The organism is Caulobacter sp. P1_B12_2 (assembly GCF_056406675.1).
This window is the reverse complement of sequence record NZ_JBFTZS010000092.1, coordinates 1-12,414: the sequence shown is the minus strand read 5'-3', so window position 1 is coordinate 12,414 and position 12,414 is coordinate 1. Positions and strand designations below refer to the sequence as shown.

Below are 12,414 nucleotides of genomic sequence, written 5' to 3'. Positions count from 1 at the left end.
TCGTTGCGCTGGGCGCGCCGGATCGTCGGCCAGCCAGCCCTGGCCGGCTACGCGCCTAAGGAGTTCCGGCCGGGCGCCGAAGTCGAGACGGACGAAGACCTGCTGGCGGCCACCAAGGCGCTGGCCACCACGATCTTCCACCCCGTCGGCACGGCCGCCATGGGGACGGTCGACGACCCGCTGGCGGTCGTCGACGAGCGCCTGAAGGTGCGCGGCCTTCAGGGCCTGCGGGTGGTGGACGCTTCGGTGATGCCGACGATCACCTCAGGCAACACCAACGCTCCGACGGTGATGATCGCGGAAAAGGGCGCGGCGATGATCTTGGAGGATCGCCTGTGACGCGGTGTGAGCGTCCGGAAAGAGAATAGTCCGAGGCCGGCTTTCGAACCTTGGCGGACGCTTCGCACGTCCGCTATCGGGCGCAGGGGTCTAAGGCCCGCTTACGGCACGGGCGCCCAGCATGATGCTCGGCCGAAAGGCTGTCGCCCTGCCTAGCCGCCCTGCACGACTTCCGGCAGGGACTTGCCGTCGACGCCATGGCCTCGCCGCGAGCCGCAGGCATAGGTCGCGATCGCCCGAGCCCGCGCGTCGGTGCGCCTCACAGCCTGGTTGCTGGTCCGGACATAGGCGAAGTCTCGGTCATACTGTCGCGCGAGCACGATCTGTTCGCCGGTCTTCGAGCAATCGATCCGGGACGTGATCTCGGTGTAGTCCGACTTGTCGTCCGGCCAGACGAAGTACTGGACCTCGACCTTGTCGCCGACCCGATTGATCGAGTTGAGGTTCACGGCGACGGTCTGGCGGGCGCCGGGGGCGGGACCGCCGAGGCGGACGGCGTCGCCGCCCGTCATCCACGCTTCCGGCGGACGGGCCCCGCCGTCGCGCTTGCTGCTGACGGGCGCCTCCTGCGGAAGGGGTTTCACCTGGAGGAGCCGCCAGTCCTGCTTGGGCCATTCCTGCGCGAAGGCTGGAGCGGCGAACGAGAGCGCCGCCATGGAGACGATGAGCAACTTCATGCGGCGCCCTTTTCTCGAACGTGGCGAGAAGGCTATCCCCGCCAGCTTAGGTGATCAACGGCGCCACAGCGTCACTGCCTGAACCCGGCGTCGGCCGGCCTCGGCTTTACGGCGGCGGGCGCTCCGCTATAAACAGCTGAAGGCCGACAGCGGGCCCTAGACCGAGGCGTGAGCGATGCTCGCGTCGTCAGCGCTGAACACATTGATGTTCAAAGCGGCGATCTGATCGCCGAGCGCGAGGCTGTTTTTCCATGACGTACGATGTTGTCATCGCGGGCGCGGGTCCCGTCGGCTTGTTCCTGGCCTGTGAAGTGCGATTGGCGGGACTATCGGTTCTGGTGCTCGAAGCCGGCGCACACCCGACCACGCCTCTGAAAGGACCGCCATTTGGACTGCGTGGCTTGTCAGCGCCGTCCACCGACGCGCTTCATCGCAGGGGGTTGCTCGATGCTGTCGCCCTGCCTCCGCCAGAGTCGACGACGCCGAACCGACGTCCGGGCGGCCATTTCGCAGGCATTCCCCTGCCGCCAGACAAGATCGACAGCTCGCGCTTCGCGCCCCGTCTTCAGACCCCGGCCGCCGTCACCATGCCCACGACGATGGATAGACTGGAAACGGCTCTGGCCGAGCGGGCCACCGCGCTAGGCGTGGAGATCAGGCGCGGCTGCGCGGTTGGAGACGTCGTCGAGGGGGCTGACGCGGTGGAGGTCCAGGCCGGCGGGGAACGTTTCCAGGGCCGCTGGCTTGTCGGCTGCGACGGCGGCCGCAGCCTGGTGCGCAAGCGTTGCGGTTTCGACTTCGTTGGCACGGACGCCGAATTCACCGGCTACTCGGTGCAGGTCGATCTCGCCGATCCCGTCGCGCTGGCCTTGGGCCGCACCTATACGCCGACGGGCATGTATTTTCAGTCGCAACCCGGCGTGATCGCGATGGTCGAGTTCGACGGCGGCGCCGCGCACAGATCCACGCCGCTGACGCTCGACCACGTGCAGGCCGTTCTCCGGCGCATCTCCGGTTCCGAGGTCACGCTGAACGCGCTGCATATCGCCACCACCTGGACCGACCGCGCCTATCAGGCGACCACGTATCGGTTGGGACGTGTGCTCCTGGCTGGAGACGCCGCCCACATCCACGCGCCGTTGGGAGGCCAGGGACTGAACCTGGGACTCGGTGACGCGATGAACTTGGGCTGGAAGCTTGCCGCCACCGCCAAGGGTTCGGCGCCGGACGGCCTGCTCGACACCTATTTTGAAGAACGTCATCCGCAGGGCGCTCGGGTGCTGGACTGGTCCCGCGCTCAAACCGCATTGCTGCGGCCAAGCCCGAGCTCCCGCGCGCTCGGGGCCGTGATGCGCAACCTCATCGAGACCTCTGACGGCGCGACCTACTTCGCCGAGCGCCTTTGGGGCGTGGCGATGCGGTACGATCTCGGTTCGACCCAACCGCTTGTCGGAATGAGCGCGCCCAATTTCGAACTCGCCGACGGGACGACGCTCGGAGAGCGCCTCAGGGCGGGTAAGTGGGTGCTTCTCGATTTCGATGGCGTGGCGCCGCTTCAGTCCGCCAGCGCCCGTTGGAAAGATCGGATGAACTACATTCCCATCGACGCGAAGGATCGCCTGGGCCTCGCGGCGGTGCTGATCAGGCCAGACGGCGTTGTGGCCTGGATTGCTGATGAGCCGTTCCAGGCAACCAACCTGGCGCGGGTGGAGGCGCATTGGCTAGGCACGCCTGTCTGACGCGCACTAGGTTACCGATATCTGCTTCCCACCCTTTCCCGACGATCGCCATGCCCGGATCGGCGCCGACGTTGGGACAGTCGATACGGAATGAAAAGGACGGTTCGGGGACTTACCGAACCGTCCGGAAAGAGGGTCGCGGCTCGATCAGCCCGCCAGAGCGGCCTTGATGGCGTCCAGGCCTTCCTGGGCCTTGGCGCCATCCGGGGCGCCGCCCTGGGCGAAGTCGGCCTTGCCGCCGGCGCCCTGGCCGCCCATCGCCAGAACCGCGGCCTTGGCCAGGTCGGCGGCGCTGAACTTGCCGACCAGATCGGCGGTCACGGCCACGGTGACGGCGGCCTTGCCGTCGCTGGTCCCGACCAGGGCGACGACGCCGCCGTTGGCCAGCTGTTTCTTGAACTCCTCGGCCACGCCGCGCAGCTCCTTGCCGCCGACGCCGTCCAGGACGCGGGCGATCAGGGCCGTGCCCGCGACATCCTCAGGACCAGCCGCGCCGCCGCCCGAGCCGCCGCCCAGGGCTAGCTGCTTCTTGGCCTCGGCCAGCTGCTTTTCCAGGGCCTTGCGCTCGGCGACCAGGGCGTCGACGCGGGCCAGAACCTCGGCGACCGGGGTCTTGAACTGGTCGGCCAGGGCCTTGGCGACACCGGCCTGGTCCAGCAGGAAGCGGCGGGCCGCCTCGCCGGTCAGGGCCTCGATGCGGCGCACGCCGGCGGCCACGCCTTGCTCGGAGACGATCTTGAAAAGGGCGATGTCGCCGGTGCGGGCCACGTGGGTGCCGCCGCACAGCTCGACCGAATAGAACTTGCCGGCCTCGGTCAGCGAGTTGCCCAGGGTCAGCACCCGGACGCTGTCGCCGTACTTTTCGCCGAACAGCGCCACCGCGCCGGCTTCGATGGCCTCCTGCGGGGCCATTTCCTTGGTCTCGGCCGGGACGTTCTGGCGGATCACGGCATTGACCTCGGCCTCGATGCGCTCGATCTCGTCGGCGGTCAGCGGGCCGCCGTGGCTGAAGTCGAAGCGCATGCGGTCGCCGTCGACCATCTGGCCCTTCTGGGCGACATGCGGGCCCAGCACGTGGTGCAGGGCGGCGTGCACCAGGTGGGCGGCCGAGTGGTTGGCGCGGGTGGTGGTGCGCTTGTCGGCGTCGACCGAAGCCACGACCTGGTCGCCGACCTTCAGCGGGCCGGCCAGCTCGACGCGGTGCACATAGAGGTCGCCGGCCTGTTTCTGAGTGTCGGTCACGCGGCTCTCGACGCCGCCGGCCTCGATCACGCCGGTGTCGCCGGCCTGGCCGCCGCTCTCGGCGTAGAAGCTGGTGCGGTCCAGCAGGACGTCGACGCTGGCGCCGGCCTGGGCCGCATCGACCTGGGCGCCGTCCAACATGATGGCCTTCACCACGCCGGTGGTTTCGGTGTTCTCATAGCCGACGAAGTTGGTCGGGCCGTTCGCCTCGCGGATCGGGAACCAGGCGGCGGCGGCGCCGGTCTGGCCCGAACCGGCCCAGTTGGCGCGGGCCATGGTGCGCTGGCGGTCCATGGCCACGTCGAAGCCGTCGGTGTCGACCTTGATGCCCTTGGCGCGCACGGCGTCCTGGGTCAGGTCCAGCGGGAAGCCATAGGTGTCATAGAGCTTGAAGGCGGTCTCGCCGTCCAACACGCCGCCGCTGTCGAGCCCGGCGGTAGCTTCGTCAAGAAGCCCCATGCCCCGGCCCAGGGTGACGCGGAAGCGCTCTTCCTCCTGGCGCAGGGTCTCGACGATCGAGGCCTCGGCGCGGCGCAGCTCGGGATAGGCCTGGCCCATCTCGGCCACCAGGGTGGGGGCCAGGCGGTGCATCAGGGGCTCTTGCGCGCCCAGCAGATAGGCGTGGCGCATGGCGCGACGCATGATCCGGCGCAGCACGTAGCCGCGGCCTTCGTTCGAGGGCGTGACGCCGTCGGCCAGCAGGAACGAGGACGAGCGCAGGTGGTCGGCGATCACCCGGTGCGACGGCGCCTGGGCGCCCTCGGCCTTGACGCCGGTCAGATCGACGCTGGCGGCGATCAGGGCCTTGAACAGGTCGATGTCGTAGTTGTCGTGCACGCCCTGCAGGACGGCGGCGACGCGCTCCAGGCCCATGCCGGTGTCGATCGAGGGCTTGGGCAGCGAGACGCGCTCGCCGCCGGCCATCTGCTCGAACTGCATGAAGACCAGATTCCAGATCTCGATGAACCGGTCGCCGTCCTCATCGGGGCTGCCCGGAGGGCCGCCGGGGATGTGGTCGCCATGGTCGAAGAAGATCTCCGAGCACGGGCCGCAGGGCCCGGTGTCGCCCATCGACCAGAAATTGTCGTTGGTGGCGATGCGGATGATGCGGTCGTCGGTCAGGCCGGCGATCTTCTTCCACAGGTCGGCCGCCTCGGTGTCGGTGTGGTAGACGGTGACCAGCAGCTTGTCCTTGGGTAGGGCGAAGTCGCGGGTCAGCAGGGTCCAGGCGTGGGTGATCGCCTGTTCCTTGAAGTAGTCGCCGAACGAGAAGTTGCCCAGCATCTCGAAGAAGGTGTGGTGGCGGGCGGTGTAGCCGACGTTGTCGAGGTCGTTATGCTTGCCGCCGGCCCGGACGCACTTCTGCGACGAGGTCGCGCGCGGATGCGGCGGGGTCTCGGCGCCCGTGAACGCGTTCTTGAACGGCACCATGCCCGCGTTGACGAACAGCAGCGTCGGATCGTTCTGCGGCACCAGCGGCGCCGAGGGGACGATGGCGTGATCGGCCGCGCCGAAATAGTTCAGGAAGGTGCTGCGGATTTCGTTGAGGCTGGGCATCGGCGTCTCGGGTGTTTGCGTACTGAGTCCGGTCTAACCGGAAGTCGGCGCTGCATAGCGCGGTTTCAAGCGGAGTGGAAATCCTCCCCCGGGAAGGCGCCCGCATAGCTGCCGAGGAGTCGACGCCCCTGCCCCGGTGATCGTCCCCGTAGGAGGATGATCTTGCAGGCGCCGACCGCGGCGGCTCACCGACTTCCCCCCACCTGACCGCTTCGCGGTCTGTCCCCCATGGGGGCGGAGCTTTAAACGAAATCGGACGCCTGGCATGGGGTCCAGGCGTCCGGGGATCGCGGCCTGCCGGGCGGTATTCCACGGCGGCTATAAAGGCGGGGTCGCTCACCAAGGAAGCGGAGGCCGCGAAACCTTCAGCCGGCCCGGTCGCTCGCGAGGAACGCCCGGACCGGGGAAGTCCTATTCTTCGCCGTCGTCCTCGGGACCGCCGACCAGCAGTTCTTCCTCGATCTTCCGGGAAGAGTTGCGCACGGCGATCTCGATCTCGGCGGCCAGATCCTTGTTGGCCTTGAGGAACTCGCGGACGTTGTCGCGGCCCTGGCCGATGCGCTGGCTGTTGTAGGAGAACCATGAGCCGGCCTTGTCGATCACCCCGGCCTTGACGCCCAGGTCAATGATCTCGCCCAGCTTGGAGATGCCCTCACCGTACATGATGTCGAACTCGACCTCGCGGAACGGCGGCGCCACCTTGTTCTTGACCACCTTGACCCGGACGTTGTTGCCGACGATCTCGTCACGGTTCTTGATCGAACCGGTGCGGCGGATGTCGAGGCGGACCGAGGCGTAGAACTTCAGGGCGTTGCCGCCGGTGGTGGTTTCCGGGCTGCCGTACATCACCCCGATCTTGTGACGGATCTGGTTGATGAAGATGACGATGGTGTTGGTCTTGTTGATCGAACCCGTCAGCTTGCGCAGGGCCTGGCTCATCAGGCGGGCTTGCAGGCCGGGCAGGCTGTCGCCCATCTCGCCTTCGATTTCAGCCTTGGGGGTCAGGGCCGCGACCGAGTCGATGACCACGACATCGACGGCGCCCGAACGCACCAGGGTGTCGGTGATCTCCAGGGCCTGTTCGCCGTTGTCGGGCTGCGAGACCAGCAGATTGTCCAGATTGACGCCCAACTTGAAGGCGTAGCCCGGATCCAGGGCGTGCTCGGCGTCGACGAAGGCGGCGGTGCCGCCGGCTTTCTGAACCTCGGCCACCACGTGCAGGGCGAGCGTCGTCTTGCCCGAGCTTTCCGGACCGTAGATCTCGATCACCCGCCCCTTGGGCAGGCCGCCGATGCCGAGCGCGATGTCCAGGCCCAGAGAACCGGTGGAGACCGACTCGATCTCGACCTTGCCCTTGTCGCCCAGCTTCATCACCGAGCCCTTGCCGAACGCCCGGTCGATCTGGGCCAGCGCGGCTTCCAGAGCCCGTTGCTTGTCGCCGTCTTCTTTGCCCACGAGTTTCAAAGCCGCCTGATTGCTCATTGGAGAGGTCCGCCCTTATTCCATGATTCCAACAGTCGGATCGGAGGTTCGCGACCGCCGCGCCCACCCGCCTGTGGAATGATTAATGCGTACATGTTTTGTTCTATGTTCGCAACATGTTCTTACTCTAGAGAGAGCATGCGCCAGAAGCGGTCGCATCGATCGGTGCGACATTTTTCCCTGGCTGGAAGCGACGCCAAGCGCTTCACCGAAACCCGCCCTTAACGACGCCCGGCCATCCTGCCCCCTCCCGGGGGACCTGAAGTCTTGTCGATCGATCCACGCCGCCTTCTGGGCCTGGCCTTCGCCAGCGCCGACCTGCTTCTGGAAGTCGAGAACGGCCGGGTGACCCTGGCGCTCGGCGCGGCCCAGCGGATCATGGGTCAGGACGAGCGGACCCTGATGGGCCGCGCCTGGCGCGACCTGTTCACGGTCGCCGACCGACCCCTGATCGACGCCGCGACCAGCGTGACGGAAGACGGCCTGAGGCACGGCCCGATCACCGTGCGCATGGCCGGCGAACCGCCGCGTCATGTGAACCTGACGATGCGCGCCCTGCCCGACAACGGCGGCCGGATCTCGGTCTCCGTCACGCCGGCCCCCGCCCCGTTCGGACAAGTCAACGCCGAAGGCCTGCGCAGCCGCGAAAGCTTCGAGGACATCGCCCGCGGCCTGTTCGAAGCGGCGCGCGTCACCGGCCTGGAGCTGGAGCTGGCCATGATCGACTTCCTGGGCCTGGATTCCGTGCGCCAACAACTGTCCAAGCCCGAGGCCCGCGCCCTGGACCTCAAGCTGGCCGGCGCCGTGCGGGCCGAGTCCCACGCCGGCGGCATGGCAACCCGCCTGTCGCCCGATCGCTTCGCCCTGGTCCGCGCCAAGGCCGACCACACCGACGACATGGCCCAGCGCCTGACCCTCGGGACCGCCGTCCAGGCCAGCGCTCACGTCGTGCCGATCGACGGCGGCGTCGCCCCGGCGCGCGGCCTGAAGGCCCTGCGCTACGCTCTCGACGACTTCCTGCGCGAAGGCCTGAAGGACACCCCGCCCCACAGCCTGTCCGAGGCGATGAACCGATCGGTCAAGCGCACCCTGTCGCGAGCCGGCGCCCTGGGGGTGGCGGTCAGCCAGCGGCGCTTCACCCTGGTCTATCAGCCGGTCGTCGATCTGAAGACCGGTCTGGCCCATCACCACGAGGCCCTGGTGCGGTTCGAGGACGGCGGCAGCCCGTTCCAGCTGATCCGCATGGCCGAGGAATTCGACCTGATCGAGGAGCTGGACCACGCCATCGCCGAGATGGCGGTCAAACGGCTGGCCGCCGACCGGACCGGCGCGATGAAGCTGGCGGTCAATGTCTCGGGCCGCACCATCGTCAACGAGGGCTTCGTCGACCATATTGACCGCCTGCTGGCCAAGACCGACGTCGCCAAGAAGCGGCTGATCTTCGAGATCACCGAGACCAGCGCCATCGACGACCTGCCGCGCGCCAACCAGCACATCCAGGCCCTGCGCGCCCTGGGCTCGCTGGTCTGCCTGGACGACTTCGGGGCCGGCGCCGCGTCGTTCGCCTACCTGCAGGAACTGAACCTGGACATCGTCAAGATCGACGGCCGCTACGTCCGCGAGCTGGCCGGCAACGGCCGCGACGGGGCCATGGTGCGCCGGCTGGTCGAGCTGTGCCGCGACCTGAAGATCCGCACCGTCGCCGAGATGGTCGAGACCGCCGAGGTCGAGGACGTGGTCCGCAAGGCCGGCGTCGACTTCGCCCAAGGCTGGCTGTTCGGCAAGCCGGCAGACCAGCCGCAGCCGGCGCTGAAGATCGCCTCGGTGGCCCCGGCGGCGCGCCGGGCGGGGGTGTCGGAGGGCTGGGGGTAGAACAGAGCCCTTCCCTCCCCCTTGTGGGGAGGGAAGAAACTCAAACCTATTTTCCCGCCTTGGTCGCGGCGATGTAGTTGTCGACCACCTTGTCCAGCACGGTCAGCGGGGTCATGCCCGCCTGCAGGCCGGCGTCGTGGAACTTGCGGATGTCGAAGCTCTTGCCCAGCGCCTTCTTGGCCCGCTCGCGAGCCCGCAGCCAGGTGATCTTGCCGACCATGTAGCTGCAGGCCTGGCCCGGCCAGACGACGTAACGTTCGATCTCGGTGATCGTGCCGCTCTCCTCGTCGCCCATCGCCTCGGCCATGTACTTCACGGCCTGCTCGCGGCTCCATTTCTTGTAGTGCATGCCGCTGTCGACCACGAGGCGGACGGCGCGGAACAGGGCGTCGTGCAGCATGCCGATATGGCCGAACGGGTCGTCCTTGTAGATGCCCATCTCGACGGCCAGTTGCTCGGAGTACAGCGCCCAGCCCTCGGTGTAGCCCGAATTGCCGATGGTCTTGCGCAGCAGCGGCAGGCCCTGGGCCTCGTTGGAGATCGACAGCTGCAGGTGGTGGCCCGGCACGCCCTCGTGCACCGTCAGGGTGGTGAGGGTGAAGCGCGGCTGCTCGGCGGTGTTGCGCAGGTTGATCCAGTAGATCCCCGGCCGTTTGCCGTCGAGCGAGGGCGAATTGTAGTAGCCGCCCGGCGCGCCGGCCTCGATGGCCTTGGGCACGCGGCGGATCTCMAGCGGCGCCTTGGGCAGCTGGCCGAAATAGGCCGGCAGCTGCTTGTCGATCCACTTGGCCTTGGCGTTCAGGTCGGCGATCAGCTGTTCCTTGGCCGCGTCGGTGTTGTCGTAGACCTGCTTGGGATCGGTCGCCAGGGCGCGCATCCGCTCGCCGGGCGTGCCCTTGGTGAGGCCCTGCTTGTCGAAGATCTTGCCGATCTCGGTCGAGATCGACTTCACCAGGTCCAGGCCCAGTTGATGGATCTCGTCGGGGGTCAGGGTCGAGGTCGTGTAGTTCTTCAGCGACACGGCGTAATAGTCGCCGCCGTCCTTCAGGCGCCAGACGCCGGCGTCGTGCACGGCCTTCGGGCGCACGCTCTCCAGCAGGGCGATCTGGCGCTTCAGGGCGGGCAGCACCGAGGTCTCGTAGACCTTGCTGGCCTCGGCGGCCCAGTCGCCCGGGATGTTCTTTTCCTTGGTCCGGCGGGCCACCGACAGCACCAGCGGCGCCTCGGCGGTGGGCGTGTCGGCGAAGGCCTTCATCTGCACCAGGGCCTTGTCGATGATGAAGTCCGGCGGGATCACGCCGTCGGCGTAGTCGCGCTTGGCGATCGCCGACTCCTGGTCCATCAGCCGGGCGAAGGCCTCCATCCGCGACAGATAGGCGTCGGCGTCTGCCTTGATCTCGATCGCGTGCTGGGTGTCGAGGAAGTCCGGATACGACTGGTACGCGCCGGTCAGCTGGCTGAGCACGTAGGGCGCGCCCGAACCACCGCCGGCGTACGTGAACTTGGAGTTGCCCTCGTCCTGCACCGCCAGGGTGAACTCGACGGTGTCGTAGTTCACGACGTCCATGCCGGTCAGGGCCTTGCGGTCGATGGCGCGCAGGTCGGCCAGTTGCTGCTTGGTCTGGGCGATCCCCGCGTCGATGGCGGCGAACGAGCGGTCGGCCAGCTGGGCCTTGGTCCAGGCCAGCTCGCCCACGTCCAGGCCCAGGCTGGTCGCCGTCTCCGGCGACTGGCGCAGCTGCTTGGCCATGATCGCGTCGAACAGGGCGTTGAGCTTGGCGCTCTGGCCCGACGTCGCGGCGGCTTGAGCGAGGGCCAGGCCCGGGGTCGCGGCGGCCAGGCCGACGGCGACGGTGGACAGCAGCATCTGACGGCGGTTTTGCAAGGTGGGGTCCCCTTCCCTCGAAGTGTTTGACGCAAAGGCGTAGAGGCCCTTGCCCCGCGCGGCAACGGCGCCGGTATTAATTCCCCGTCATCTTGCGACGGAGGGCACGTTTCGTGCGACCAGCCGCCTAGCTCCCGATCACTAGCTCCCGATCCCTAGCTCAACGTCACGAACAGCTCGTTCTCGATCACCCACTGGCCGGTGACCTTGCGCCAGGTGGCCAGATAGGTCCCGCGGGTGTCGGCCACGCCCCGCACCGTGCCCACCCAGGTCCCGTGCTCGGCGGCCCGATCCCCGGCGGCGTCCAGGTCGATGCGCTCGGCCGTGCGGACATAGGCGACGAAAGCGGGGTCGGCGAACTGGCCGGCGAAGGCCTCCAGCACGTCGCGCGCGCCGAGGATCAGCGAGCCGTCGCCGACGATCACCTTGATGTCCGGCGCGAAGAACGGAGCCAGGCGACGGGCGTCCTTGCCGGCGATCAGCTTGTTGGTCAGCTTGCGGCGGGCGGCGATGGCGTCTTGCGGCGCGGTCATGGGCATTCCGGCGGTTGGCGTCTGGCCGAGCCCGTATAGGCTGGCCGCGCAGACCGGAACAGGACCTCGATGATTCCGCCCCCGACCCCGCCGACCAAGACCCCGCCGACCTTGGCCACCGCCCGCCTGACCTTGAGCCCGCCCCAGGCGTCCGATTTCGAGGACAGCGCCGCGATGTGGAGCGACCCGCTGGTCACCCGCCACATCGGCGGCCGCACCTCGACGCCCGAGGAAAGCTGGCAGCGCCTGCTGCGCGCCCGCGGGCTGTGGGAGGTGCTCGGCTACGGCTACTGGGCGGCGCGCGAGACCGCGACGGGCCGCTATGTCGGCGAGATCGGCTTCGCCGATTTCCACCGGGGCATAGAGCCCTCGATCGACGGGATCCCGGAGATGGGCTGGGCCCTGGCCGGCTGGGCCCACGGCCAGGGCTTCGCCAGCGAGGCGATCGTCGGGGCCTTGGCCTGGGCGCGCGACCAGTGGGGCGAGACGCCGGTGGTCTGCATCATCGATCCCGACAACGCCACGTCGCTGAAACTGGCCGCGAAGATGGGTTTCGTGGAGGTGACGCGGACGACCTATCGCGACGCGCCGACAGTGCTGTTCCAGCGGGGGTGAGCGCCTCCGCCCCCTCGCCGSTGACAGGCGGCGCTGCCGCCAGGTGGGGCAWGTGTTCACCGGCACGATCTSTCGCTCTCACGCGGCTGGCCGCTGAGGGAATGGAAAGGGTCGCGGAGCGCCGGACACCGTCCGGAGTTCTTTGATAAATACCGTTTCGACGAAGCCAGACGCTCCGCGCGCTCGTTTTCCAGGAGCCYTCYRGCGGGTGGCGCTCTTAACGCCTTACCAGAAGCGCCTCCGACGGACGGGTCCCGCAGCATCGGGATCCCCGGACCGCCTGCGTATCCCCCGCAGGCCTGTTGCTCTCACCGACCCTCGTCGTCCTACCGTTTCTGTCTTCCAAGCCCGGCAAGGCCAAGAACCACGAGGTCGTCCAACTCCTACGCACGCGAGCCCGACGTCGATGAGCGCTCTCCGCTCGATCGCCCCCCGCCGCCGCATCGGTCGCTGGCCATGCGCCCTTTCCCTGC

Annotated in this window: 9 protein-coding genes; 4 read left to right on the top strand and 5 right to left on the bottom strand. The window is 68.1% G+C overall.

The window, feature by feature from the left end; translation table 11 throughout:
- Window positions 1-339: GMC oxidoreductase (locus AC1DZ6_RS08105; protein ID WP_477096684.1), on the top strand; the 339-nt coding region annotated here is incomplete at its 5' end.
- A 152-nt stretch (window positions 340-491) separates the two neighbouring features.
- On the opposite strand, the gene AC1DZ6_RS08100 is transcribed toward AC1DZ6_RS08105, so the two are convergent.
- Window positions 492-1,016: a hypothetical protein gene (locus AC1DZ6_RS08100; protein WP_477096683.1), complete on the bottom strand. Its 525-nt coding sequence runs from the start codon at window positions 1,014-1,016 to the stop codon at window positions 492-494.
- Window positions 1,017-1,267: 251 nt separating this feature from the next.
- On the opposite strand from AC1DZ6_RS08100, the gene AC1DZ6_RS08095 reads away from it, so the two are divergent.
- Window positions 1,268-2,755 (top strand): FAD-dependent monooxygenase, encoded by a 1,488-nt coding sequence (locus AC1DZ6_RS08095; RefSeq protein WP_477096682.1) that lies wholly within the window; start codon window positions 1,268-1,270, stop codon window positions 2,753-2,755.
- Between the two features lie 147 nt (window positions 2,756-2,902).
- Here the strand turns inward: AC1DZ6_RS08095 and alaS are convergent, their stop codons facing one another.
- Complete coding sequence (alaS, locus tag AC1DZ6_RS08090) at window positions 2,903-5,554, bottom strand: alanine--tRNA ligase (RefSeq protein ID WP_477096681.1); 2,652 nt, start codon at window positions 5,552-5,554, stop codon at window positions 2,903-2,905.
- Between the two features lie 411 nt (window positions 5,555-5,965).
- Window positions 5,966-7,036: a recombinase RecA gene (gene recA / locus AC1DZ6_RS08085; RefSeq protein WP_477096680.1), complete on the bottom strand. Its 1,071-nt coding sequence runs from the start codon at window positions 7,034-7,036 to the stop codon at window positions 5,966-5,968.
- Between the two features lie 267 nt (window positions 7,037-7,303).
- Between recA and AC1DZ6_RS08080 the strand changes: the two genes are divergently transcribed.
- Window positions 7,304-8,908 (top strand): EAL domain-containing protein, encoded by a 1,605-nt coding sequence (locus AC1DZ6_RS08080; protein ID WP_477096679.1) that lies wholly within the window; start codon window positions 7,304-7,306, stop codon window positions 8,906-8,908.
- A 46-nt stretch (window positions 8,909-8,954) separates the two neighbouring features.
- Here AC1DZ6_RS08080 and AC1DZ6_RS08075 read toward each other — a convergent pair whose 3' ends face one another.
- Both AC1DZ6_RS08075 and AC1DZ6_RS08070 read right to left on the bottom strand, forming a co-directional pair.
- The gene (locus AC1DZ6_RS08075) at window positions 8,955-10,793 is read right to left on the bottom strand and encodes a DUF885 domain-containing protein (RefSeq protein ID WP_477096678.1); all 1,839 of its coding nucleotides are present in this window, start codon (window positions 10,791-10,793) and stop codon (window positions 8,955-8,957) included.
- A 155-nt stretch (window positions 10,794-10,948) separates the two neighbouring features.
- Window positions 10,949-11,326 carry a YybH family protein gene (locus tag AC1DZ6_RS08070; protein WP_477096677.1) on the bottom strand — a complete coding sequence of 126 codons (378 nt, stop codon included), beginning with the start codon at window positions 11,324-11,326 and terminating at the stop codon, window positions 10,949-10,951.
- A gap of 69 nt (window positions 11,327-11,395) precedes the next feature.
- On the opposite strand from AC1DZ6_RS08070, the gene AC1DZ6_RS08065 reads away from it, so the two are divergent.
- Window positions 11,396-11,941 (top strand): GNAT family N-acetyltransferase, encoded by a 546-nt coding sequence (locus tag AC1DZ6_RS08065; protein ID WP_477096676.1) that lies wholly within the window; start codon window positions 11,396-11,398, stop codon window positions 11,939-11,941.
- Window positions 11,942-12,414 lie beyond the last annotated feature (473 nt).